Source organism: Sphingomonas sp. CV7422 (assembly GCF_027945725.1).
In the GTDB taxonomy this organism is placed as follows: Bacteria; Pseudomonadota; Alphaproteobacteria; order Sphingomonadales; family Sphingomonadaceae; genus Sphingomonas; species Sphingomonas kyungheensis.
Genome location: NZ_CP115901.1, coordinates 178,118 through 200,844 on the forward strand (window position 1 = coordinate 178,118; position 22,727 = coordinate 200,844).

Consider the following 22,727-nt stretch of genomic DNA (forward strand, 5'->3'; position numbering starts at 1 on the left):
CACGCTCACCCGCAACGTCCGCCGCGCCCGCGGCCCCCGCTGCACCAACTGAAAGGGACCAAGCCTCGGCGTTATCGATGCCAGCCATGTGCGGTTGGGGGCGTCGCTTTCGCTGGGTCACTGATATCTACAATCATAAAAGACCGTGATGTCTTGAGATAGCAGACGCGGTCCTCGGGTGAAAACTCGGGACGTCTGCTAGCTCGGCCTCTCACCAATCGGTGCCACGAGCGGGGAGTGCTTCGGCTAAGAAGTCAATCCACGCCCGCGTCTTGGCGGCGGGGCGCCGCGTCGGGTGTGTGATGGCATATGCCGCTCCCAGAATCATAGGCGGCTCGTCCAGCTCAAGCTCGCTCAATTGGCCGGCGCGAAGCGCCTCTGCCGCAATAAAGCGTGGCCCATAGACCAGCCCTTGGCCCGCGATGGCAGCGCGAACCAAGGCCTCGCCATTGTCGGAACACATCGATCCTGAGATCGGCACCTTGATCGTCCCGTCTTTGCCGAACGCCCACGATGTCGTTCCTGCAAGCGACGCGTTGGTGTGGCCCAGACAATCGTGATCGCCGAGATCGGCCAGGCGGGTTGGCGTTCCCCGCCTCGCCAAATAAGAGGGGGCGGCACTTAACACGACGCGCATCGCCACGAGCTTGCGGGCAACAAGCGCACTGTTAACGAGGCGCCCGATCCGTACGGCGACATCCCAACGTTCTTCCAGCAGGTCGACGTAACGATCGTTGAAGCCCAGTTCGATCGTCACCTCGGGATGACGTTCGGAGAAAGCAGGGATGAGTGAGGCAAGGTGCAGAACGCCGAAGGTGGCCGGCGCACTGACGCGCAGCAGCCCCTGCGCGGTGATCGACCGCGACGATGCCTCCGCCTCGGCTTCGCCGATCTCCATCAGAATACGTTCGGCTTTCTCGAAATAGTCAGCGCCCGCCTCGGTGAGCGAAAGTCGACGGGTCGACCGCTGCACCAGCGTGGTGCCAAGCCGCGCTTCAAGAGCATCCAGGTGCTTGGCCGCCATCGCAGGCGACATGTGCAGATCGCGTGCGGCAGCAGAGATGCCACCGAGCCTGATCGCCCGCACGAACACGTCCATACCCGTCAACCGATCCGCCATGACTTCCTACCCGTGGTTGAAGCTGATCCTTCTACGCGAGCGATTATCATTGCGCGATATCGGGCACATATCCCGGTCGACAGATCGAACGATGATCCAGGCCGCCTCCGTGGCGCCTGCACTGGAGTGTATGACCATGAGCGTCCAGCCCACCTACTTCATCCCGCATGGCGGCGGCCCCTGCTTCTTCATGGAGGATCCGCGCGGTGTGTGGACCGGTATGGAAGCGTTCCTGCGTAGCCTGCCTAACACGCTCGCCGAGAAGCCCAAGGCCATCCTCGTCGTATCGGGACATTGGGAGACGGACGGCTTTGCCTTCACCGGCGCCGAGCGGCCTGAGCTGATCTACGACTATTACAACTTCCCGCCTCACACCTATCAGCTGCGCTACGACGTGCCGGGCGCACCCGCGCTCGCCGCCCGTGCCGCGGCCCTGCTCAAGGATGCGGGCATCGCCTCGACTGTCGACCCGAAGCGCGGCCTGGATCACGGCGTGTTCGTCCCCCTCAAGGTTGCTTTTCCGGATGCGGATATTCCACTGATCGAGATGTCCGTCGAGCGCGGGCTGGACCCGGCCCTCCATATCGCTGCGGGCCGCGCCCTTGCGCCGCTGCGTGAGGAGGGCGTGCTGATCCTGGGTTCGGGCATGAGCTTCCATAACATGCGCGCCTATGGCGATCCGCGCTCGACGCCCGGCTCGCAGGCGTTCGACCAGTGGCTGGCCGAAAGCATGGAGCTGGACGGCCCACAGCGGGCCGAGCGTCTTACGCAATGGGCCGATGCGCCCTCGGCGCGGTTCGCGCATCCCCCGGCCAAGGAGGAGCATCTGCTGCCCCTGATGGTCGCGGCCGGCGCGGCCGAAGGCGAAGGCGCCCGGGTCTATGCCGAGGAAGTGCTGTCGACCGCCATCTCGGGTTTCCGTTTCAACTGATCTCACCGCGTCACTGAAGGAGAATTGTCATGACCATCGGCGTCACCGGCGCGACTGGCCAGCTTGGCCGCCTCGTCATCGAAAGCTTGAAGCGCAAGTCGACCGGCGAGCCGATCGTGGCGCTGGTGCGCTCGCCCGAAAAGGCCAGCGACCTGGGTGTCGAGGCACGCGCGTTCGATTACGCGCAGCCTGAGACACTCACTCCGGCACTGGCCGGGATCGACACGTTGCTCTTGATCTCGTCGAGCGAGGTCGGGCAGCGCGAGGCACAGCACCGCAACGTCATCGAGGCCGCCAAGACGGCGGGCATCAAGCGTATCATCTACACCAGCCTGCTGCACGCCGACCGATCGCCGATCAGCCTAGGCGAGGAGCACCGTGCGACCGAAGCGCTGCTGGCGTCCTCTGGTATCCCGACGACCCTCCTGCGCAATGGCTGGTATACCGAGAACTACACCGGCTCGATACCCGCAGCCCTGGAGAATGGCGCGCTCGTCGGCAGCGCTGGCGAGGGACGCCTGTCGCTCGCGACCCGCGCCGATTATGCCCAAGCCGCAGCCATCGTGCTGACCAGCGACGGCCATGAGGGCAAGACCTATGAGCTGGCCGGTGACGACGCGGTGACGCTCGCCGACCTTGCCGCCGAGATCTCGCGCCAGACCGGTCGCAACATCCCGTACCGCGATCTGCCGCAGGCCGAATACGCTGCGATCCTGAAGCAGGTGGGCCTGCCCGAGGGCTTCGCCGAGGGACTTGCGGCATGGGACGTCGATGCCTCGAACGGTGCGCTGTTCGATGACGACCACCAGCTCTCGAAGCTGATCGGACGTCCGACGACACCGCTGGCCGACGCCGTGCGGGCGCAACTCGCCGCGCAGGGCTGACGTTACGGACAACCCCGACCGATAAAGATCATACCTGGAGATAGCGCATGAACATCGACCTTTCCGGCAAGACGGCGCTCGTGACAGGTTCGACGGCCGGCATTGGCTTCGCGATCGCGAAGGGGTTAGCGGCAGCCGGGGCGATCGTCGTCCTGAACGGGCGCGACGAAAGCCGCACTCAGGAGGCGGTGGCCAAGCTGAAGCGTGAGGTCGGGGATGCCGATGTGCGCGGTGTGGCCGGAGATGTCGGAACGGCAGCCGGATGCGATGCCATCGTATCCGCGCTTCCGGCGGTCGACATCCTGGTCAACAATGCCGGCATCTTCGGCCCGCAGGACTTCTTCGAGACGCCGGACGCGGAGTGGGAACGCTTCTTCCGGGTCAATGTGCTGTCGGGCGTGCGCCTGTCCCGAGCCTATCTGCCCGGGATGCGGGACAAGGGCTGGGGTCGCGTGCTGTTCCTGTCTTCGGAATCCGGCCTGAACATCCCGGCGGACATGATCCACTACGGTGTGACCAAGACCGCCGACCTTGCCCTATCGCGTGGCTTGGCCAAGCGCATGGCAGGTACGGGTGTAACGGTGAATGCGATTCTTCCCGGTCCAACGTTGTCGGAGGGTGTAGCCGAGATGCTGGCGGATGCGGTCGCCTCGGGCAAATCGTTGGAAGAGGCCGGCGTCGATTTCGTCAAGGCGCATCGTCCATCCTCAATCATCCAGCGTGCTGCCACGGTCGAGGAAGTCGCCAACCTGTGCGTCTACATCGCCTCTCCACAGGCGTCCGCGACCACCGGTGCGGCGCTGCGCGTTGACGGCGGTGTGGTGAATACGATCGCCTGACTTTCAGTTTGTTCTATCCCAATTGGGAAGGGCGGCCAGCACTACCAATGCGCGAGTTGCACGACAGACGGCAAGGCGGGTGCCGTTTCCCGAACTACTTGTCGAGCGTGGCGAAACGGAAAGCCAGACCGCCAGAAAATCGACCGGGGCTGTTGAAAAATGCGCCGCTGGTGGCCGGTCCGGTTGAGGGCGAGATGACACCCCAAGGTTTCGGGATCCCGTCTCGCATAGGATCCCAATCGGTACGGGGGCCGCGGTAGCCAACGTCAGCTATGCGCCTTGCTTTACCCAAAAGCGGCCGGTCCGCTAACCACCATTCTAGTCCAACTCACGGTCCTTTTTCCGTGCGGAAAGAACCTTAAGACAAAGCCGCCAAATTCACGCGGAGTCTGTTTGAGATCTAAATGTATCAAGGACCATCAAGCACCTACCCCAGGAAGACCGCTGCCGATAGGCACTCGCCGCAGCACGGCAGCGTGAAGCTGTCCGGTTAGAAGCCGTGGCCGGGCAGAGGGTACAGATCGTCAAGCCGCAATCATCGCCGGAATGAGCGGTCGAGCTTCGCTTGGGCAAAATACGCCGACGCCTTGCGCAGGATCTCGTTGGCCTGTCGCAGCTCGCAGACGTCGCGTTCCAGCGCCTTCATCTTGTCAGCGACCTCGGTCGGGACGCTAGCGCGCTTGCCGCTGTTCACCTCCGCCTTCTTTACCAACTCATGCACCGTCTACGGAATGCAGCCGATCTTCTCGACAATGGAATCTACCGCCGCCCATCGCCATGGGTGATCGCGCTCGTGATCCAGCACCATCCGTATCGCTCCCTCGCGGACCTCAGGCACGCACTTGTTCGTCGTCTTGCTCATATAGGCTCCACCTTCTCAGGAGTTGGAGCCTCCGACGAACCCAGGGCGGTTCATACCCCCCGCGACGCTGCGCTATCCTAATGTCAAATCTGCAGCTTCGGCGGCCAGCAACGGTAGAGGCGCAACCCGACGAACCAATGCGCGATGAACCGCGTCAATCAGAAACGGAACGCCGCTTTCAACCAGAAACTGTCACCTTGTGTACGGTTGGTTGCCGACAATTCATGCTGCCACTGAAAGGCGATCGGCACCTTGCCCGCCTGATAACGGACGAGCGGTCCAAGCGCGAACACCTCCCCCTTGTTGCCGTTAACGCCGACACGCGCGCCGTTCACCTTGTCGTCCGTCGTCTGCTTCAAATAATAACCGGTGATGCCCACCGTAAGGGGATTGAAATTATACGCCGCAGCGAAGTCGACGTGTGCGGCTTGGCCGGAGCGGTAGTTGGTATCCCGGTTCTTCGTGTTGAAGTCGTACATCAGCTTCAGCGACACTTCGGGGCCAGAACCCCTGGGATTGAAGTGGGTCACCGCGAGCACCGGTTGGAATGTCCAGTAGTTGTTACCGAGATTAGCGAGATTGGTGCGCTTGTAGCTGCCGGTGGGTACGAACGTGTCCATCGTTGCGACAAAGAAGGTATTCTTGCGTTGCCAGCCGAGCACGAGCGGATTGACGATGATATCGCCGATGCCGAACTTGTTCTGCCGCGCACCTCCGGCGTGGACGTTGACGTTGATGATCGGCACGAACGCCTGCATCGCGACCGATGCGCCAAGCACCTTCAAATTGGTGACGTGGACAAAGCGCGGAATGTCGCCGACGATATTGACCGAGAAGTCCGGCGGCCCCGCGCTGTTGCCGTTGTCATCGTTCAGGCGATCTGCGGTGTAGTAATAGCCGTAATTGAGGAGGTACGTTCCGGGTGGCGGAAGCGCAGCGATAGTGAGCGCCTCAGCGCCGTTTGGATAGGCGGTGCGGCCGCCTTCAGACGCCAGCGCCGGCGTTGCGGCTGTAGCAGTCACGATCGCGGCTGCGCCAAGAAGATGGTTTTTCACGACATTCCCCCCTTTGGTTGGGACGCAAGTCTCCAATCAGCGGCATCAGCCGCCGGCTCGCGTTCCGGTTGTTGTTTTACTCAGAGCTTCTTGAAGAACGGAGATCGTACTGATTTCTCGGCATCGGCCGCGGTAACGAACTTCTCGACGAAGATGTCGCGCTCGAACAGGCGCCCCTTCATCAACGCGCCGATCCCCGCCTCAATCATCGGCGGTGGACCGCAAAGATATGCTTGATGGCCAGTGAACCGGCCAGCGAACAGACGCTCAGCGGCTTCGTGAACATATCCGGTCTCGCCTTCCCAAGCATCCTCAGGCTCTGCTTGCGACAGCACAGGCACATAGCGGAACGTGGGATTCTCTTCGGAGAGTTTGCGGAAGAAATCGGCGTAGTGGAGATCGTGCGGGCGACGCGCCCCGTGTATCAAGGTGATCGGCTGATCGTAGCCTTGCCCGATCAACTCAAGTATCATGCTCTTGGGACTGGATAATCCAGAGCCACCGGCGAGGAAGATCAGCGGCTTGTTTGCCGAGCGGCGGACAAAAAAACGGCCGAACGGACCCGCGAAGCGGATCTGATCGCCGACCTTCAGATGCTCGTGCAGATGCGTCGTCGCCTTTCCACCAGGCACGAGGCGAACGTGCAACTCGACGATGTTAGCCTCGGCCGGGCTGCTCGCGATCGAGAAAGCCCTTGTCCCCTCGATGCCGTCGATCGACAAGTTGACATACTGGCCGGCTTGAAAGAACACGCCCTCGCCCGCAACATCCAGCCACACGCCCAAGATATCGGGTGTCAGCATTTCGAGCTTGCTGACCGTGCCGACATGATCCGCGACCGCGATGCGCCGTGCATCGGGATCGTCGTCGATGTCCGCCTCGATCGTCACGTCGCCTTGTATCGTCGCGACACAGGCGAGCGTTGCGCCCTCGTCACGTTCGAAATCCATCAGCGCGAACGAACTGGCGGCACCGTGAGCTACCTCCCCCTCCAATACGGACACCTTGCAGGTGCCGCACAGGCCGTGGCCGCAGGCGTGCGGCAGATAGAGGCCGGCACGAAGGCAGGCGTCGAGCAAGGTCTGGCCCTCCGCCACCTCTACAGTGTCGCCAGTGGGTTCGATCGTCAGCGTTGCCATGGCGTTAGGCGTTGCCGCCCTCTTGAGTCCAGAATCGGATCAGCGACTTATGGCCGACCCCCAGCTCACCGAGGCTCTTTTCGGGCGATGGCGACCAGTTCTCCCCGTCGAGCATCCAACGTGCCCGGCCGAGATCCACGGACGCCCAATCCGGATCGATGGAATAGAGTGACGGGAGGATCTCGGCCGTCAAGGCTCCGAACGGTAAATCGCGCGGAAGCGGAAGGGTGATGGCCGAACAGAAGTTGTTATGGCCTTCCCAATGAACGAATACGAGCTGCGCACCGTGAAAATTTTCCACGCGATCACGGGTCGGTCCCGAGTAGCCGGAATGGAGAGCGGCTGTGGGCATTTGATGTCCCTTCCTTATTCTGCTGCGGCTGCAAAAGGTGGCGCAGGGCGACGCCCTTCCATCCACTTTTCCCACTGGGCCTCTTCGGGCGACATGGCATAATCCATGTTATCGGCGCCCTTGTTGATGTGGTACCAGTCCAACACCTCAGGAACGGTCGCGCCGCCGCAATTGCCCTGGAAGATCTGATGCACCGGGAGCCATGCTTGCGAGAACTTTTCCGGCTCGTGATCGAATATGTCCTTACAGCCGTCCGAACAAGTATGATACTTGTCACCACCGAACTCGGAGACACGAAAGCTGATCGTGGTCGGATCATCCACTTCAGTGAATGCCATCGGGACTTGACACACCTGACAGAGCTGCGGCAGGCCGTTGTTGTAGAAGCGCTTGCCCTGATTGGCCTGATCACGCCACTTGAGATAGCGCTGTTCGTAGAACTGTTCGAACGTTTCAGGATACTTCTCACGCAGCCATGCCAGATGCTGGTCGTCGACGTCCCAAGTATGGACTGCGGCCGCATGGGTATAGTTGTAGAAGATGGTCCACGCCTGATGCGAGATGTGGCCCTTTTCCTTCTTGGCGATTTCCGCATACTTTGGTTCGCGGATACCGTAGCGGGCGAGATCGGCGAACAGTGCGCCACCTGCCTGCTCGTAATAGGTTTCCCAAGCCTCTGCCCAGGACATGACCTTCTTGGGCAGCATGTAATCCATCATCATGCCGACGAGCGTCAGGAGACGGTATCCGCGCCAGAACCACTTGTCGATCCAGCCCTGAACGATCGGTACATTGGCCTCGTCCTGCTCCAGCAGGAAGCGCACCGCCTCCAGCCCCAGCGTCATGTGCCGACTCTCATCCGACTGCGCCGAGAAGCCGAACGTGACCGTCGCCATGTCGCCATTATAGGCGGCGCCCGACATGAACGGCACGAACAGGAGATTGGTCAGCACATATTCAAAGGCGAAGCTGATCGAGGTCAGGAACTCGAATGGTCCTGCCGTGCTCGCATCGTCGAAGAACGATTTCGGCACCGACAGATACCATAGGCGGTCGTGCATGTGGGTGAAGTCATGCATGCCGTCGAAAAACTTGTTGTAGTGGCTAATCGTATGAATCTGCGTCTGGCAGTGACGCAGCTCGTCGATCGACTGCATCTGCGCGGCGACGCGGAGACCCGCCCCCGGTAGATGACGCGCCAGATGCGCGAAGTGTCGGTGCGCTTGGTACTCCAGCGGCGTCACGGCCTGGATGAAGAGCTTCACCGCATTGAGGTAGCGCGCATCGGTGATGCCGAGCTGACCGTTATTCTGCGCCATCGAATCGATCACGGCGTAGAGCTTGCGCTCCTTTTCCGCTTGGAACTTCCAATAGGCGTCCATGGTCAGCTTGAAAGGGTCTTCCCAAGCGTCCCAGTCATGCACCTTGATCCCTTCGTATTTCGCGAAGGGGAAGATGTCGTCCTTGTTCTGGTAGCTCGGTTCCCAGTCCAGGCCACGGGTGAAGTGACCGTACTTCTGCTTCAGATTCAGTTTGCGGGCTGTCATCACTGCCTCCAATAAACTGCAAAGTAATCATCATCCTCGTCGACCGTGCCGGACAACGAGATGACGGACATATGGATTTCCTGCGGGTCCCAGTCTCGGCCGAGCCGCTCTGACACGCTGTTGGCGCGGATCTCGAGCCGACCCGGACAGTCGATTTTGGTCATCGCGTGCATGGATCGGCGTTGGGCACCGGGGTTGTCGGCCATGATCGCGTCAGCGATCGCAGCCCCCTCTTGCGAGTTCTGCAAGGTGATCGATACGGGCTGCTGCTGGGTCACGCGGCCAGTTCCTTCTCGCCCAGCGCGCCGAGGCCGATCATCCGCTTACGCAGATCGGCCGCAGCTTCCGCAACCGCTAGCAACCCGCGATCGCCGAGCACCCTGTCTGCGATTGGCCGCACCGCCTCTTCGGCTCGGCGGGTCCAGCGGTCGAACCAGTCTTTGAGTACCTTTCGATTGCCCCCGGACTCCGCTGCCGCGGTCTTGATGACGGCATCGGTCCACCGGCTGTTGTCGGCATACCAGTCGGCAAGAAAGCCGGTCATCATTGATAGGGGTGCACCGTTATGCGCGGCCCCGGCGCGGTCGAAAGCCTGCGTCACCAGTGGATACACATAACCATCAAGGACGACGAGCTGGGCAACGAAAACCTCAAACCAGTCGCGAACCACGAGCAGGTCTTCAGCGAGCCGACGCATCGGCTGCCATTCCGGCGCCTCCATCCACTCCGCCTTGGCTGCGACGAGCGCCTCGTCGGTGCCGGCACCGACCACCAGGCCGATACGCGAGATGATCTGCGCGATCCCGAGTCGATCGGTGCCGCAAAATGACGCCGCCGACGTGATCTGCGTGCCATAGCCCCAGTCGGCGATCAGCTGGCAGTTCATGTTTGCCGCCCATTCGACATGGCGCAACGGCAGGAGATAGCCAGCAAAGACCTTGAGCCAGTCCGCGTCGACGGTCCCGATCAAGTCGCGCTTGTCGACGAAACCGACAGCATCGTCGAATGACTGCTGCATCGCCGCACGATTGATGTTGTAGGTCGCATAATAGAATTGGCGTGGATCGCGGAAGGAATACCAATCCGCCATTTCGACTGCGGTGCGGCGCGGATCGAAAAGCTCGCGTTCGGGATCCCAAGTCGGCCGATAATGAAAATTTGTCACCGGCTGAACGTCGAATGTCGCTTCCTCATAGCGTGAGGCGGGTTTGTCGACCCCGAAACGACGCGCGATGTGCGAAAAGGTTTGCCGGCGCGGCGTGATCGCTTCGGCCTGGATATCGATGTTCATGCAAGCGCTCCGACGGTACGGACGGGAGCCGATGAACCCGCAACAAGGCGCAGCACGGCAGCGCTCTCTGCCGGGTCAGCGGCGGTGACAAGGCAGCGGTTCTCACCGCAAAATTCACGGAAAGCGGCGACGGGTAGCACCAGCTCGACGCTTAGGTCAGGATCGCCGTAGACGAAATCGAACTGGACGATGCCGCGGTCGGTCACGCCGGTAACCACCGCCTGCAATTTGACGCGACGACCGGATTGTGACGGAGCGTGTTGCACTTCCAACATGACACCTCTTCCTCGAACAGGCCCCTAGAGGGGCTCTTTGATCCCAGGAGAGTGTCCCACCGAGCGATGACCCGCAAATATAATATAGGCACATCCTGATGCCGAAACGGTATTGCCCACGCCGCACGAGTCACGCACATAAAAGGTATGGCCCGCAACCTGACGTCGACCGAACCGCTTGCCGCGACCACACCGGGGATCGACGTGCGCCGCTTGCGTTACTTCCTCGCCGTGGCGGAGGAGTTGCACTTCGGCCGTGCCGCCGAACGTCTCCACATCGCCCAGCCCGCGCTCAGTCGCCAGATAGCGAATCTGGAAGCGGGAATAGGTGCCTTGCTGTTCGACCGCACCCGCAGCGCGATCGAGATGACTGCCGCCGGCGACGCGTTGCTGCCACGCGCGCGCGACATTCTCGCGCGCGTCGCTGATGCTGCGCGCGTCGCAAAACGTGCGTCGGAAGGATCGGTCGGCGTAATTCAGGTGGGTTTCGTCAGCTCAGCAACCTACTCCATCCTGCCGGGTGTCTTTAACCGCTATCGCGCCGCGCATCCTGACGTGGAGCTGGTGCTGCACGCTTTGAATACTGCGGAACTGAGGATCGCTTTGATCAATCGCTCGATCGACGTTGCCTTCGCGAGACCTGGGATTGGTGATCCGGAAATCGTCAGCGAGGTCGTGCAGCGCGAGCCGCTTGCAGTCGCACTACCGGAGGAAGATATGCTCGCCCAGCAGAACCACATTGCATTGAGCGATCTCTCCCAGCGCCCTTTCGTGATATATCCCCGACACCCGCGTCCGAGTTTTGCCGATCACATTCTCGAGCTGTGTCGCCGCGAAGGATTCACCCCGACGATCGCGCAGGAGACACTTGAGATCCAGACCGCACTGTCGCTCGTGTCGGTTGGCGCGGGGGTGTCCATCGTGCCCGAGTCAGCCTCCGAGGCGCAGCTAACCGGCGTAGCCTATAGGCCATTCCTCGGCGACGCACCGCAGACACAGCTCAGCCTTGCGTATCGTCGCGACAACCGTTCACCCGTGGTCGCCGGCTTCTGTGCGCTCGTCCGTGATCGGCGCGCCCGATAATCAGCCTGTGAGGTGATCGAGCACCGCGGCCGTGAATTCACTCGGCTGCTCGACATTCGAGAGATGAGCCGCATCGACCATGCGCAAGGCTGCGCCTGAAATCGTCGTAGCCAGCGCACGCGCATGTTCAGGAGGAGTTGCCGGATCCGCGCTGCCGCCAATGACGAGCGTCGGTACTTCTACCAGTGCCGCTGTCCGCCGCTGATCCATGTCGCGGATCGCAGCGCAGCATCCAGCATAGCCGACAGGACTTGTCTGCCGCAGCATAGTGACAATCGGCGAGATCGCCTCAGGCGACGAGGCGACAAAGTCAGGGGTGAACCAGCGCATGATCGAGGCATCGGCGAGCGGTGCCATGCCATCCCTAAGCACTGCTTCGATCCGGGCATCCCACCCGCTGGGTGGTCCCATGTAAGCAGTGGTATTTGCCAGGATCAATCGGTCCAACCGTGTGCTCTCACGCACGCCGAGCCATTGACCGACCATGCCCCCAAGCGAGAGGCCGCAGAAGTGGAACTGCTGGATGCCGAGCGCTTCAGTCAGTTCCACCACGTCACGACCGAGCCGGTCGATGCTGTAGCCACCTTTCGGCGCATCGGACGCACCATGCCCGCGTTGGTCATAGCGCAACACGAGAAACTTCGCTTTGAGGGCATCAAGCTGGGGCGCCCACATACCCATGTCGGTGCCAAGTGAGTTGGACAGAACGAGGACGGGAGCATCCACCGCCCCCTCGAGACGATAGGCGAGCGTGCAGCCGTCACCCAGGCTCATGCGCTCCATCACACGCGTTCCAGCAAAAGGCCGATGCCCTGCCCCACGCCAATACACATGAAGGCCAGAGCATAGCGGCCTCTCGTGCGGTGCAATTCCTCGACCGCTGTCATCACGATCCGGGCACCCGACATGCCGAGGGGATGACCCAAAGCGATCGCGCCGCCATTCGGGTTTACGCGCGGATCGTCGGACGCGACGCCGAGATCGCGAAGCACGGCGATGGCTTGGGCCGCAAAAGCCTCGTTCAGTTCGATCACGTCGAGATCGGCCATCGACAATCCGGTGCGCGCGAGCAGCTTGTTCGCCGCTTCGATCGGCCCGACGCCCATGATCCGCGGCGCAACACCTGCCGAGGCCATTGCGAGAATGCGCGCGCGCGGCGTGAGGCCGTGTCGCTTTGCGGCGGCCTTCGAACTGATGAGCATCGCTGCGGCGCCATCATTCAGACCTGAGGCATTCCCTGCGGTCACCGTCCCGTCGGCTCGAACGACCGGCCTCAGCTTGGCCAACCCCTCGAGATTACTCGCGCGCGGATGTTCGTCGGCGGAGAAAACGATCGGCTCAGTTCCACGACGCGGGATCGTGACCGGCACGATTTCTGCTGCCAAGCGGCCGTTGGCCTGGGCTGCTGCCGCCTTGTGCTGGCTGGCAAGCGCGAATGCGTCCTGCTGTTCGCGCGTGACCTGCCACTGCGCCGCTACATATTCGGCGGTCTGCGGCATCGTGTCGACACCATAAGCCTCGCGCATCGCCGGATTGACGAAACGCCAGCCCATCGTGGTGTCTTCGATACGCTGCCCGCGATCGAACGCCTCTGCCGCTTTGCCCAGAACATAGGGAGCCCGCGTCATGCTCTCGACGCCACCGGCGACGATCAGTTCGGCGTCCCCCGACCTGATCGCCTGCGCGGCAATGCCGACTGCGTTCAGCCCGGACCCGCAAAGCCGGTTGACCGTCGCTCCGGGTAAAGCATCCGGCAGTCCGGCCAACAGCAGCGCCATTCGCGCGACGTTGCGATTATCCTCGCCCGCCTGGTTGGCGCAACCGAGGATAACATCGTCGCCTTGCGCCCAGTCGATCGAAGGATTGCGCGCCGCCAAAGCCGCAAGCGGGACGGCCGCCAGATCGTCGGCGCGAATGGTCGAAAGGCTGCCGTTCAGACGCCCGATCGGCGTGCGCACGGCGTCGCATACGAACGCTTCGGTCATGCGGCGCGCGCCTGCGCTGCCGACACGTCAAGCGCAGCACCGGTCTTCGCGCCAATCTCCTCTATTGTGACCCCAGGCGCCAGTTCGACAAGGCGCAGTCCGGGCTTGTCACAGGCGATCACACCAAGGTCGGTGACGATCAGATCGACGCACGCCTTGCCAGTCAGCGGCAGACTACACGTCGGCAAGATCTTCGGCTCGCCGGCCTTGTTCGCGTGGTCCATCACGACAACTACGCGCTTGACGCCGGCGACGAGATCCATCGCACCGCCCATCCCCTTCACCATCTTGCCGGGGATGGTCCAGTTGGCGATGTCGCCTCCCTCGCTGACTTCCATTGCTCCAAGTACCGTCAGATCGATGTGGCCGCCGCGGATCATCGCGAAACTGTCAGCGGAAGAGAAGAACGATGAGGTCGGTAGCGCAGTGATCGTTTGCTTGCCCGCGTTGATGAGGTCAGGATCGGCTTCACCTGCAAAGGGAAACGGTCCCATGCCCAACATGCCGTTCTCCGATTGCAGCGTCACGTCGATGCCATGCGGGATATGGTTGGCGACCAGTGTCGGAATACCAATACCGAGATTGACATAGTATCCGTCGCGCAATTCACGCGCGGCCCGCGCGGCCATTTCGTCACGACTCCACGGCATCAGACGGCCTCCCGATTGCGCGTGGTCAGCTTTTCGATCCGCTTCTCGTTGATGGTGCTCTTCACGATCCGATCCACGTAAATGCCGGGTGTATGGATGCAGTCAGCGTCGAAGGTGCCCGGCGGCACGATCTCTTCGACCTCCGCCACGGTTACCCTGCCTGCAGTGGCCATCACCGGATTGAAGTTGCGCGCCGTCTTGCGGAACATGAGGTTGCCAGCCGTGTCGGCACGCCAAGCCTTCACGATTGCCAGATCCGCGCGCAGCCAAGTTTCGCGGACATAGTCCTCGCCGTCGAAGCTCTCGACAGGCTTTCCTTCCGCAACAACGGTGCCCACCCCGGTCTTCGTGAAAAAAGCCGGGATACCTGCTCCGCCGGCGCGGATCCGCTCGGCAAGCGTACCCTGCGGCGTCAGCTCCAGCGCCAGCTCGCCCGAGAGGTACTGCTGCTCGAACAGCTTGTTCTCGCCGACGTAGCTCGAGATCATCTTGCCGATCTGCCGCGTCTCCAGCAGCATCCACAGTCCAAAGCCATCGGCGCCGGCGTTGTTGGAGATGACGGTGAGATCGCGAACGCCGCTGGCGCGTATCTCCGGAATAAGGCTCTCGGGATTACCCGAGAGCCCAAACCCGCCCGACATGATCGTCATGCCATTGAAGAGTAGTCCATCCAGCGCGGCGGCTGGCGTGTCGTACACCTTGTTCATCTGACCGCCGCTCCGGTCTCAGGCTGCCGCACGAGTGCGGGCGGAGAAAACGCCGTCCTCGTGGGAGGCGGAACGCTGAAGCTCGAAATCGAACGCGACATAAGCACTGTCACCTTGGCGCTGCGGCACAGGCAGCAGCCCTTCCCGCGTGGCGAAGGCGAAATCGTCATTGGCGAAGGGATCGTCGCCGAAGTTGATCTGCGTTGTCAGTGCACGGTATCCGGGTGCTTCAACGAAGAAGTGGACGTGTGCCGGACGATTGCCGTGGCGGCCGATCGACTTCAGCAGCCGTTCCGTCGTGCCATCGGGCGGAACCGAATAGCCGTTCGGCATCTTCGAGTGGAAGGAATAGCGGCCGTCCGGTCCGATCTTGATCCGACGGCGATTGTTGAACGGCGTCTGCGCTCCGGTGGGATCGAAGTGCGAGTAGAAGCCGTGCGAGTTGGCGTGCCAGACGTGGAGGATTGCGCCATCGGGCGTCTCGCCCTTCGGCCCCTTGATTTCACCCGTCATGTAGAGGGTGCCAGTTTCGTCGGGATCATCGCTGAGGTTCACGTCGCCTTCGACGAGCGGCGCACCCTCCACATAAAGCGGTCCCTCGATGGTCCGCGGCGTGCCACCGCTCTCGCCGGCCTCCTTGTCCTTGGCGTCCATGTAGAGGTCCATGAAGTGCTCGAGGCCGAGCCCTGGAACGATGAGCCCGAATTCACCCACGCCGTCCTGGAAGAACTTGATCGCCGACCAGAACTCACTCTCCGTGATGTCGTACTTGGCGATGGCAATCATCACCGCCTCGACGAGATCGCGCGTGATCGCCTTGATGCGCGGATCACCGCCTTCGACGGTTCCGCCGCTGGCGCGATCGAGGAGGTTCTGTACCTCCGGTGTCTGCACGAAATTCTCGTTCATCGTTCCTCTCCTTGGCGTCTTATTTAATGATTGGTCAGCGATCGTCGTCATGGATCGACGATGGATGCCTGCACAAAGCAGTGACCTTCACTTCCATGTACGGAAACAGCGGTAGCGTGCTGAGCAGATCGTGAAGTTCTACATTGCCGGGCACGTCGAAGATGCTGACGTTGCTGTAGCGCCCAGCGACGCGCCAAAGATGACGCCATATGCCTTGTCGCTGGAGATCCTGTGCGCGCGCCTTCTCCTCGGCTTTGAGAGCCTCGATCATCCCGGCATCGGCATCGTGCGGGATGCGCACGTCCATAGTTACGTGGAATAACATCGTCTCAACCCACCGCCTGAAGTGGCATCACTACCGTGGTACGTAACGGCCGATCACGACGCAGCGCGGCGATTGCCTCCGCTCGCGGCTCAATACCGAGACCTGACGCGGTCGGCAGCACGAGCGAGCCCGCTTCGTATCGTAAAGGTTCGGCGAGCAGTTCCTCGGTCAGGAGCAGCGGGCCGAACAGCTCGGTGCCGTATTCGAGCGCGCCAAGGGTGGAAAACACGTGGGCGGAAGCGATTGTTCCGATGCCGCCCTCCAACATGGTGCCGCCGTAGAGCGCAATTCCAGCAGCCTCCGCGATGCCGGCCAGCTTCTTGGCCGCTGACAGTCCACCCGCCTGTGCAATCTTGATGGCGAAGACGTCTGCGGCATGTCCGCAGGCGAGCGAATAGCCGCTTTCCGGTCCGTGCAGCGCCTCATCCGCCATGACAGCGACGCAGCCCATCTGGGTCAGCCGGGCCATGCCTAAATTCTGGGTCGCGGGGATCGGCTGCTCGACCAGGTCGACCCCAGCATCAGCAAGCATCGGAAGCGCGCGCTTTGCCGTCGCTTCACTCCATGCCTGGTTGACGTCGACCCGCACGCTGGCGCGATCGCCGAGCGCCCGTTTGATCGTGGCGACATGCGCGACATCTTGCTCGAATGGGCGTTTGCCGATCTTGAGCTTGAAGGCATGGTGTCGATCCCGCGCCAGCATATCCTCCGCCTCTGCGATGTCACGATCCGTATCGCCGCTTGCCAGCGTCCACAGCACGGGCAGCCGATCGTGCAGTCGCCCGCCCAATAGTTCACTGACGGGCACGCCGAGGCGCTTTCCCTGCGCATCGAGCAAAGCGGTTTCGATCGCGTTCTTGGCGAAATGGTTCGCTACGATATGACGACGCAGCATCGCCATCGCCGACGCAGGACGCGCGTCGCTGCCAATCAGCACCGGCGCGACGTAGCGATCGATCGTCAACTTGATGCTCTCAGGGCTTTCAGCTCCGTAGCTGAGGCCGCCAATCGTTGTTCCCTCGCCAAAGCCAACGATTCCATCGGAACAGAGCAGTCGGACGATTACGATCGTCTGTGACTGCATCGTTGCGACAGACAGCACGTGTGGCCGGATCGTCGGCACATCTAGAATGATTGTCTCGATGGCGTTGATGGTAACGCGTGTCATCGCCCCGTTCCTCTCCTCAGCTATGTGAGGCTAGGAAAATAAGTTGATCGTGAAAAATGCCGATTTGGTTGGCCTTGATACCTTTCCGGCATCGGGCTTAGGCGCTTAATGCGATCGACGGAGTCGCGGCGGCCCGGTTGTATGTCCCGCAGCCAGCTATCGCAGACACGATGCCAGGAAGAACGCCAGAGCCATCTTTCTTGGCCGTTTCACGTTAGAATCGGATTACACCGCACCGCGCAATGCTTTCGCCAGCATCATCGTCAGCTCCTCCAACGTATAAGGCTTGGACAGCAGCTCGAACCCTTGTGCGCCGCCTTCCGTCACGGCAGAACTGTACACCCGTCGCCCCGCCACCGACGATCGCCTCTGTCACCCACCACGACAAGCTGATGAGAATTGGTACGGGAGAATGGATCTGCCATGACGTAAACAATCCGGTAGAGTGAACTGAGTTGACCACCTCTCGGCCCCGCCCCGCCGCCTGAACGAACGCCCGCTCACCGCGGTTGACGCCGTAAAGCAGGCAGGCCGCTTTCCACCAAAATGTATAGGTTCCGCTACCGACCTCCCGTCAGGCTAATCCGATTGCCAAGGTGACGGAAGGCGCGATCACGGCAGGTAAGCAGGATGACCTGCATCCGTGTTGCGGCCTCGGTCAGGATTTCGGTCATGAGATCGAGGCGGGTATCGTCCGAATAGACCAGCGGATCGTCCAGGATCAGCGATACTGGCATTCCCTGCTCGAGGAGCATGTCGGCGAAGGCGAGCCGAGTGAGAACCGCCAATTGCTCCTGGGTGCCCCTGGAGAGATCGCCGCAACTCTCGCCCAATCCGCCCCGCGCAATCGACGCCAAGCCAAGGTCGTCGCCAAAGCCGGGGTCAGCGCCCGGCAGCAGCCGTTCGATGTGCCGGCGCGCACGCCGCGCCACCGGCCCGACGAACGTCCGTGACGTCTCGGCGCGTGCACTCTCCAGCGTGTCGCGAAGCAACTTCAACGTTTCGGCTTCCTGCGTCACACGTGCCAGGTTGGCAACTGCGGCATCAGCCTCCTCGCGCGCGACTGCGGCGCGGTCGGCCAGCCCCTTGCCGCCTTCCGCCTCGATCCGCGCCTCGAGCCCGGCAATCACCTTTTCCAGGTCGGTACGCTGGGCCCGGGCCACCTCGACCCGCTTGTCCAGCAGTCCGATCTGCCGTTCGATCGTCACAACGTCATGAGCGGTCGCCGCGCGTTCGGCATCCTGCAAGTTGACGAGCGCTGCCGCCTCCTGCTGGCGCGCATCGCGCAAAGCGTCCTCAAGCGAGGCCACCTCGGGCTTGGTTTCCAAGGTGGCAAGCTGTGCCGCGGCGTTCAGCGCATCCCGTTCGGCGCCAGCTTCCTGCACCATCAATGGAGCATTGCGCGCCTCCACTTCGCGCAACTGCTCGGATGCCACCGCATCGACACCTTCCGCCTTTGCCAGCGCCGTATCCGCCTCACCTGATGCGATGGTCAGCGTCTCGACGTCTGGCTCTTCGCAGTTCCCCTCCCCTTCCGCGCCTTCCTGCAATCCGGCGATGAAGAGCTTCAGGGCCGACGCACCCGCTTCGATGTCGAGCAACGTCACGGCAGGCGTGATCCCAGCGATCCGCGCTTCTAGAGTGCGAAGGTTGGCGACCGCGTCTCGCGCGGCCTCGTTGCGAGCGCGAGCCGCAGCGACACTCTCCACCCCGTACTCGGCCAAGGCTGCGTTCAAATCATCGGTCGCGTTGGCAAGTGTCGTCTCGGCGCCTTGCAAGCCGACCGGCGGGCGAATGATCAGTTCAGCGTCGCCCAGTCGGATGCGCGTTTCGCGGAACAGCATTCGGTCTCCACGCTCCGCCGCAGCTCCGTCGATCGTCAGGCCGCCGACATCACCGGCGAACTCGATCCGCGTCGCACCCGCATCCACAGCCGCCCGCGCCTTGTCTACGGTACGTTCACGTTCTTCGAGGGCCTTGATGACGGTGGTGGGGATCACCGTAATCGCGAGCTGGCGCGTCGCTTCGTATTCGGCCTCCAGCGCAACCAGCTCGGCATATCGCCGTCGTGCCTCGCCGCTTGCAGCCCAGCGCTCGCGCTCCGCAGCCCGCATGCGAGCAGCGTCAAGTGTGGTATGAGCGGCCCGCCGAGTGTCACGCGCACGGATTAGCAGCTCACGGGCTGTCGTCGCTCGTTCCTGCGCGGCCGCCAACTCCCCGACCAGGCCGGATCGACTATCCCGTGCCTTGCTGAGCGCCGCAGCCGTGTCGCTGACAGCTTTGCGGGCAGTTGCGAGGCGCGATGCGAGATCCTCGAATGCCCTGACTCGGTCGACAAGGCGGCCCTGCTCAGCGCGGCGTGTGTCGAGCAGCTGAGCGGCAGAGCGCGCCACGTCAAGCTTGCCTACCAGCGTCCGACGCTGCTCAGCATCGCTGGTATCGGCAAGATCGCGATCGAGCACCTTCAGCCGCGCCCGCGCAGCCTCGAGGTCGGAGAAGCCCTGCTCCAGCGCGGCAAGCCGAGCTGCCGCCTCGCTCGCCGCGCGTTGTGCTGCCTCATGCTCGTCGCGTGCCGCAGTCTGGCGAACGGTCGGCCGACCGCTGTTGGTCCAGTATTCCGCGAACTGGCTGTCGATGCGGGGGCGAACACGCTGGTAGGCGGCACCACCCATGATCGTACCCACCTCAGCTTCCAAGGTAGCACGCACGCTGTCGCGCACGATCTCGCCTGGCGCTGTCACTTCAAGCGCCTGCGCCTGCCCGACCCACAGCAGGCCGAGTGCGCCGTGCGCGGCCGCGTCGCCGCCCTGGCTGGTGTCGCGACGCGCACCGAGCAATGCTTGCAGCTGCGCCTCGGCATCCTCGCCCTGCGCACGCCCATTCGGTCCCCGAACCTCAACCGAAGCACTTTTCAGGAAGCGCTTGCTGACTTCCCACGCCTCGCCTTTCGCCTCGAAGCCGATCTCGATCTGTGGGGCGACGGCCTCACCGTAAGGCGCATAGCTACGCGCAAGCCGATTGGCGGTGTTGTGCCGGATGAAGAAGGCGGCGCGCATCGCTTCCAGCAGCGTCGACTTACCGGTTTCGTTGGGCTCGATGATGACGTTGAGCCCATCGGTCAGCCCGTCGAGCACGAAGGGGTCGCGGTATCTGCGGAAGTTTGAAAGCGCGATGCGCCGGATCCGAAGGCTCATGCCGCGTCCTGCCCACGCTGATGTTCTACGAACAGGCGCTCGAGCGCCCGCCTGGCAATGGCGCCGTCGCTGCCACCGGCCTCTATCATGCTCATCAGCTTGCCCGCGGCCGTACCTATCATCCCCTCGACCCGCAGGTCTGCCAGATCCTGTTCGCTCGGCCGACCGACGAGATCGTCGGCGGTGACCGCCAGATGGCGCAGGCGATGGCGCAGGTCATTGTCGAGACGCGCAAGGATCGCGATACGATCGGACAAACTGACGATTCCCGAGAGCGAGAGCTGCAGGAGGGTTGCCGATGGTTCGACCTGTGCAAGCAGCCGGTCGCACTCGGCGGCAAAGCCCTCCGCGTCTGCAACCGTCCACGAGCGCATCAGCCACTGGAACCTGCCAGTACGGATTGGCGACACCGACGGCTCCGCCCCGGCCTCAAGCGTCACGAGCAGAGCGTAGCCCGGCTCATCCCGCTGGAAGCGATCGGTTTCTGGTGTTCCTGAGTACCAGGTGCGCGCATCGACCCTGAGGCTCCCGTGCCAGTCGCCGAGCGCAAGATAGTCGAGGTTGGAGCGCTGCGCGCGATCAGGGGTGATCTGGTTCTGCGCCTCGCCGCGCGACGAGAAGTCGCGGATCGAGCCGTGAGCGAGACCGATGCGCAAGCGCGCGCCTGGCGTCTCCATCGTGTCGAACAGCGCGGTTGAATCGTCGAGATTATGCCGGTGGGTTAGCGGTGCCGGCAGCAGCCACTGCCCGGGCTCCAACTCGCATGGCACCGGCTCGGCAAGGATACGGATATTGGCGGCGCCCTTGGCGCGGACACGGTCCCACAAACCGCTGTTCCGGGCGAAGTCGTGGTTGCCGGGCAGCAGCCACCAGGTACAGGCATAGCGCTGCATACGCGATACCGCCTGCACGATTACACGGTCTTCTGGTCCTTCGGTATCGAACACATCGCCGGCGACCAGTACGTGCCTGACCTCATGCTCAGCTGCCGCCTTGCCGATCGCGTCTATCGCATCGAACCGGGCTTCGCTGAGGGCAGCGCGCAAATCGCTGTCGAAGCGGCCGTATGGCTTGCCGAGTTGCCAGTCTGCTGTGTGGATCAGGCGTAGCATCGGAACCTTCTGGCGGTGTGGGCTATGGCAGTCGAGCCGAGCCCCCTACCCGGTCCCCTAACCCTTGACCGTGCGAAGTCAGCGGATCGCGACAACCTTGACCTCGACGGCGTCGGCGATCTTCTTCCAATTCTGGTCGCTGGTCCATGCGGGCAGACCGTCGCGCCGTGCGAGAGCCAGGCAGAAACGATCGCCAAGGCTGAGCCCCGCCTCGGCTGTGGCCGCCCGCAACCGCCCAGCGATCTGCGCGAGCGCCTTGTCGGCCGGGACGACCGTCAGCGGCAATGGATCGAGCATCGCATCGACTTCGCGCTCGGGCATGCCGGCATGGACGAAGTGGCTGACGACCTCGGCATAGTTGACGCTGCTCACCCGCGCGCCACCGATTCCCGCCGCGACCTTTGTTGCTCCGCGTTCGCCTTTGAGCATCGCAATGATCGCAGACGCGTCCAGCACAACGCTCATTCGCCGCTCTCCTCCCGACGTCGAGCGAGAAAAGCGTCAACAGAAGCGTCAGGGTTACCGCCGGTGTACTGCTTGGCCAGGGCTTGGGCACGTGCCACTGCCTGGCCTGCCGTCCGCAACACCACACCATCTTCGGTTTCGTCGAGGTAGACCGCACCACCGCCACTCAGACCAAGGCGCTTCCGGACGTCCGCTGGCAGACTCATGCGCCCGTTAGGCGTGATGTTAATTTGCAAGGTCATGTCAGCACGCCACCCCCGATGTACCACCTTAACGGATCATAGCTGACGCGCTCAGTCGCGACAACACTGTAGCTCTTACACCTACTTCCATTTCTATGTCATGGAAGGCGCTATGTGCCATATCGCCACAATCCTGTCAGACGCGCGTTTTAGTAAGTACGTTTTGGGTATACCTTAGAAGGACCGACACGCGGCTGGTGCTTTATAGGCCGCCAGGTGACGTAAAAAGGACTGGGCAAACAAGCACCACGTATCAAAGACCGCAGCATGTTCATCCGGGCCTACCTGCGCGCTTCCACCTCTGAACAGGACGCATCTCGCGCACGTGAAGCTCTCGATGCATTCGCTGCGGAGCGAGGCTTACAGAACGCCGTGCGCTACGTTGAAAATGAGAGTGGGGCTACGGCACGCGCCGGCCGATCAGGTGCAGCGACAACACGTCATATCCGGTCAGCAAGACATAGCTCGCGGCGCTCAGGGCCAGCGCGGATGCAAGCGCCAACGGGGGCATCGCGTGCAGTGCCGTCCAAACCTCGTCTCAGCCGATGCCCGCGAGGATCTCACGCAGAGCCAAGCCGGCGAAGACCAGCGC

23 protein-coding genes and 2 pseudogenes are annotated in these 22,727 nt (G+C 62.4%); 5 read left to right on the top strand and 20 right to left on the bottom strand.

Features of this window, described 5'->3' with window-relative positions; genetic code table 11:
- Positions 1-211: 211 nt before the first annotated feature.
- On the bottom strand, positions 212-1,120 hold the full coding sequence (locus PBN85_RS18050) for a LysR family transcriptional regulator (protein ID WP_271300953.1): 909 nt from the start codon (positions 1,118-1,120) through the stop codon (positions 212-214).
- A 91-nt stretch (positions 1,121-1,211) separates the two neighbouring features.
- Between PBN85_RS18050 and PBN85_RS18055 the strand changes: the two genes are divergently transcribed.
- From PBN85_RS18055 to PBN85_RS18065, 3 genes are read left to right on the top strand one after another with little or no spacing between them, the layout of a single operon-like run.
- Positions 1,212-2,051 (top strand): DODA-type extradiol aromatic ring-opening family dioxygenase, encoded by an 840-nt coding sequence (locus PBN85_RS18055; RefSeq protein ID WP_271300954.1) that lies wholly within the window; start codon positions 1,212-1,214, stop codon positions 2,049-2,051.
- 29 nt (positions 2,052-2,080) lie between these two features.
- A complete protein-coding gene (locus PBN85_RS18060; RefSeq protein WP_271300955.1) occupies positions 2,081-2,935 on the top strand; it encodes an SDR family oxidoreductase in 855 nt (284 codons plus the stop codon).
- Between the two features lie 47 nt (positions 2,936-2,982).
- A complete protein-coding gene (locus tag PBN85_RS18065; RefSeq protein ID WP_271300956.1) occupies positions 2,983-3,774 on the top strand; it encodes an SDR family NAD(P)-dependent oxidoreductase in 792 nt (263 codons plus the stop codon).
- 530 nt (positions 3,775-4,304) lie between these two features.
- On the opposite strand, the pseudogene PBN85_RS18070 reads toward PBN85_RS18065, so the two are convergent.
- The 8 genes and pseudogenes from PBN85_RS18070 to PBN85_RS18105 all read right to left on the bottom strand — a co-directional run.
- A pseudogene (locus PBN85_RS18070) lies at positions 4,305-4,636 on the bottom strand (IS3 family transposase); the annotation flags it as partial.
- A gap of 158 nt (positions 4,637-4,794) precedes the next feature.
- Positions 4,795-5,691 carry a SphA family protein gene (locus tag PBN85_RS18075; protein WP_271300957.1) on the bottom strand — a complete coding sequence of 299 codons (897 nt, stop codon included), beginning with the start codon at positions 5,689-5,691 and terminating at the stop codon, positions 4,795-4,797.
- Between the two features lie 80 nt (positions 5,692-5,771).
- The gene (locus tag PBN85_RS18080; protein WP_271300958.1) at positions 5,772-6,830 is read right to left on the bottom strand and encodes an NADH:ubiquinone reductase (Na(+)-transporting) subunit F; all 1,059 of its coding nucleotides are present in this window, start codon (positions 6,828-6,830) and stop codon (positions 5,772-5,774) included.
- Between the two features lie 4 nt (positions 6,831-6,834).
- Positions 6,835-7,182: a phenol hydroxylase subunit P4 gene (locus tag PBN85_RS18085; protein WP_271300959.1), complete on the bottom strand. Its 348-nt coding sequence runs from the start codon at positions 7,180-7,182 to the stop codon at positions 6,835-6,837.
- Between the two features lie 14 nt (positions 7,183-7,196).
- Complete coding sequence (locus tag PBN85_RS18090; protein ID WP_271300960.1) at positions 7,197-8,729, bottom strand: aromatic/alkene/methane monooxygenase hydroxylase/oxygenase subunit alpha; 1,533 nt, start codon at positions 8,727-8,729, stop codon at positions 7,197-7,199.
- Positions 8,729-9,007 (bottom strand): MmoB/DmpM family protein, encoded by a 279-nt coding sequence (locus tag PBN85_RS18095; protein ID WP_062126692.1) that lies wholly within the window; start codon positions 9,005-9,007, stop codon positions 8,729-8,731. Before PBN85_RS18095 ends, PBN85_RS18090 begins: the two co-directional genes overlap by 1 nt.
- Entirely contained in the window at positions 9,004-10,020 is a 1,017-nt protein-coding gene (locus PBN85_RS18100; RefSeq protein ID WP_271300961.1) for an aromatic/alkene monooxygenase hydroxylase subunit beta, read from the bottom strand. Before PBN85_RS18100 ends, PBN85_RS18095 begins: the two co-directional genes overlap by 4 nt.
- The gene (locus PBN85_RS18105; RefSeq protein WP_062126698.1) at positions 10,017-10,295 is read right to left on the bottom strand and encodes a phenol hydroxylase subunit; all 279 of its coding nucleotides are present in this window, start codon (positions 10,293-10,295) and stop codon (positions 10,017-10,019) included. The genes PBN85_RS18100 and PBN85_RS18105 overlap by 4 nt, the downstream gene beginning before the upstream one ends.
- Positions 10,296-10,442: 147 nt before the next feature.
- On the opposite strand from PBN85_RS18105, the gene PBN85_RS18110 reads away from it, so the two are divergent.
- On the top strand, positions 10,443-11,378 hold the full coding sequence (locus PBN85_RS18110; protein ID WP_271300962.1) for a LysR family transcriptional regulator: 936 nt from the start codon (positions 10,443-10,445) through the stop codon (positions 11,376-11,378).
- Here the strand turns inward: PBN85_RS18110 and pcaD are convergent, their stop codons facing one another.
- The 11 genes from pcaD to PBN85_RS18165 form a co-directional block, all read right to left on the bottom strand.
- A complete protein-coding gene (pcaD, locus tag PBN85_RS18115) occupies positions 11,379-12,161 on the bottom strand; it encodes a 3-oxoadipate enol-lactonase (RefSeq protein WP_156454251.1) in 783 nt (260 codons plus the stop codon).
- The gene (pcaF, locus tag PBN85_RS18120; protein ID WP_271300963.1) at positions 12,161-13,363 is read right to left on the bottom strand and encodes a 3-oxoadipyl-CoA thiolase; all 1,203 of its coding nucleotides are present in this window, start codon (positions 13,361-13,363) and stop codon (positions 12,161-12,163) included. The genes pcaD and pcaF overlap by 1 nt, the downstream gene beginning before the upstream one ends.
- Positions 13,360-14,013: a 3-oxoacid CoA-transferase subunit B gene (locus tag PBN85_RS18125; RefSeq protein WP_062126707.1), complete on the bottom strand. Its 654-nt coding sequence runs from the start codon at positions 14,011-14,013 to the stop codon at positions 13,360-13,362. The genes pcaF and PBN85_RS18125 overlap by 4 nt, the downstream gene beginning before the upstream one ends.
- Positions 14,013-14,720, bottom strand: a complete 708-nt coding sequence (locus PBN85_RS18130) for a CoA transferase subunit A (RefSeq protein ID WP_062126710.1) — start codon at positions 14,718-14,720, stop codon at positions 14,013-14,015. Before PBN85_RS18130 ends, PBN85_RS18125 begins: the two co-directional genes overlap by 1 nt.
- An 18-nt stretch (positions 14,721-14,738) precedes the next feature.
- Positions 14,739-15,629: a dioxygenase family protein gene (locus PBN85_RS18135; RefSeq protein WP_066548719.1), complete on the bottom strand. Its 891-nt coding sequence runs from the start codon at positions 15,627-15,629 to the stop codon at positions 14,739-14,741.
- A gap of 34 nt (positions 15,630-15,663) precedes the next feature.
- Positions 15,664-15,954 (bottom strand): muconolactone Delta-isomerase, encoded by a 291-nt coding sequence (gene catC / locus PBN85_RS18140; protein ID WP_062126717.1) that lies wholly within the window; start codon positions 15,952-15,954, stop codon positions 15,664-15,666.
- A 4-nt stretch (positions 15,955-15,958) separates the two neighbouring features.
- Positions 15,959-17,122 carry a muconate/chloromuconate family cycloisomerase gene (locus tag PBN85_RS18145; RefSeq protein ID WP_271300964.1) on the bottom strand — a complete coding sequence of 388 codons (1,164 nt, stop codon included), beginning with the start codon at positions 17,120-17,122 and terminating at the stop codon, positions 15,959-15,961.
- Positions 17,123-17,682: 560 nt separating this feature from the next.
- Positions 17,683-20,316, bottom strand: a complete 2,634-nt coding sequence (locus PBN85_RS18150; protein WP_271300965.1) for an AAA family ATPase — start codon at positions 20,314-20,316, stop codon at positions 17,683-17,685.
- Positions 20,313-21,428 carry a metallophosphoesterase family protein gene (locus PBN85_RS18155; protein ID WP_271300966.1) on the bottom strand — a complete coding sequence of 372 codons (1,116 nt, stop codon included), beginning with the start codon at positions 21,426-21,428 and terminating at the stop codon, positions 20,313-20,315. Before PBN85_RS18155 ends, PBN85_RS18150 begins: the two co-directional genes overlap by 4 nt.
- A 78-nt stretch (positions 21,429-21,506) precedes the next feature.
- Entirely contained in the window at positions 21,507-21,893 is a 387-nt protein-coding gene (locus PBN85_RS18160) for a type II toxin-antitoxin system VapC family toxin (protein WP_271300967.1), read from the bottom strand.
- Complete coding sequence (locus PBN85_RS18165) at positions 21,890-22,135, bottom strand: AbrB/MazE/SpoVT family DNA-binding domain-containing protein (protein WP_066548739.1); 246 nt, start codon at positions 22,133-22,135, stop codon at positions 21,890-21,892. Before PBN85_RS18165 ends, PBN85_RS18160 begins: the two co-directional genes overlap by 4 nt.
- 267 nt (positions 22,136-22,402) lie before the next feature.
- On the opposite strand from PBN85_RS18165, the pseudogene PBN85_RS18170 reads away from it, so the two are divergent.
- Positions 22,403-22,540, top strand: a pseudogene (locus PBN85_RS18170) (recombinase family protein); the annotation flags it as partial.
- Positions 22,541-22,727 lie beyond the last annotated feature (187 nt).

Excerpts from the sequence above, each read along its gene's own strand:
- PBN85_RS18155 (WP_271300966.1), bottom strand. The coding sequence starts at position 21,428 with ATGCTACGCCTGATCCACACAGCAGACTGGCAACTCGGCAAGCCATAC.
- PBN85_RS18065 (WP_271300956.1), top strand. The coding sequence starts at position 2,983 with ATGAACATCGACCTTTCCGGCAAGACGGCGCTCGTGACAGGTTCGACG.
- PBN85_RS18135 (WP_066548719.1), bottom strand. The coding sequence starts at position 15,629 with ATGAACGAGAATTTCGTGCAGACACCGGAGGTACAGAACCTCCTCGAT.
- PBN85_RS18160 (WP_271300967.1), bottom strand. The coding sequence starts at position 21,893 with ATGAGCGTTGTGCTGGACGCGTCTGCGATCATTGCGATGCTCAAAGGC.
- pcaF (WP_271300963.1), bottom strand. The coding sequence starts at position 13,363 with ATGACCGAAGCGTTCGTATGCGACGCCGTGCGCACGCCGATCGGGCGT.
- PBN85_RS18055 (WP_271300954.1), top strand. The coding sequence starts at position 1,212 with ATGATCCAGGCCGCCTCCGTGGCGCCTGCACTGGAGTGTATGACCATG.
- PBN85_RS18150 (WP_271300965.1), bottom strand. The coding sequence starts at position 20,316 with ATGAGCCTTCGGATCCGGCGCATCGCGCTTTCAAACTTCCGCAGATAC.
- PBN85_RS18090 (WP_271300960.1), bottom strand. The coding sequence starts at position 8,729 with ATGACAGCCCGCAAACTGAATCTGAAGCAGAAGTACGGTCACTTCACC.
- catC (WP_062126717.1), bottom strand. The coding sequence starts at position 15,954 with ATGTTATTCCACGTAACTATGGACGTGCGCATCCCGCACGATGCCGAT.
- pcaD (WP_156454251.1), bottom strand. The coding sequence starts at position 12,161 with ATGGAGCGCATGAGCCTGGGTGACGGCTGCACGCTCGCCTATCGTCTC.
- PBN85_RS18130 (WP_062126710.1), bottom strand. The coding sequence starts at position 14,720 with ATGAACAAGGTGTACGACACGCCAGCCGCCGCGCTGGATGGACTACTC.
- PBN85_RS18100 (WP_271300961.1), bottom strand. The coding sequence starts at position 10,020 with ATGAACATCGATATCCAGGCCGAAGCGATCACGCCGCGCCGGCAAACC.
- PBN85_RS18080 (WP_271300958.1), bottom strand. The coding sequence starts at position 6,830 with ATGGCAACGCTGACGATCGAACCCACTGGCGACACTGTAGAGGTGGCG.
- PBN85_RS18110 (WP_271300962.1), top strand. The coding sequence starts at position 10,443 with ATGGCCCGCAACCTGACGTCGACCGAACCGCTTGCCGCGACCACACCG.
- PBN85_RS18050 (WP_271300953.1), bottom strand. The coding sequence starts at position 1,120 with ATGGCGGATCGGTTGACGGGTATGGACGTGTTCGTGCGGGCGATCAGG.
- PBN85_RS18165 (WP_066548739.1), bottom strand. The coding sequence starts at position 22,135 with ATGACCTTGCAAATTAACATCACGCCTAACGGGCGCATGAGTCTGCCA.
- PBN85_RS18085 (WP_271300959.1), bottom strand. The coding sequence starts at position 7,182 with ATGCCCACAGCCGCTCTCCATTCCGGCTACTCGGGACCGACCCGTGAT.
- PBN85_RS18125 (WP_062126707.1), bottom strand. The coding sequence starts at position 14,013 with ATGCCGTGGAGTCGTGACGAAATGGCCGCGCGGGCCGCGCGTGAATTG.
- PBN85_RS18145 (WP_271300964.1), bottom strand. The coding sequence starts at position 17,122 with ATGACACGCGTTACCATCAACGCCATCGAGACAATCATTCTAGATGTG.
- PBN85_RS18060 (WP_271300955.1), top strand. The coding sequence starts at position 2,081 with ATGACCATCGGCGTCACCGGCGCGACTGGCCAGCTTGGCCGCCTCGTC.
- PBN85_RS18105 (WP_062126698.1), bottom strand. The coding sequence starts at position 10,295 with ATGTTGGAAGTGCAACACGCTCCGTCACAATCCGGTCGTCGCGTCAAA.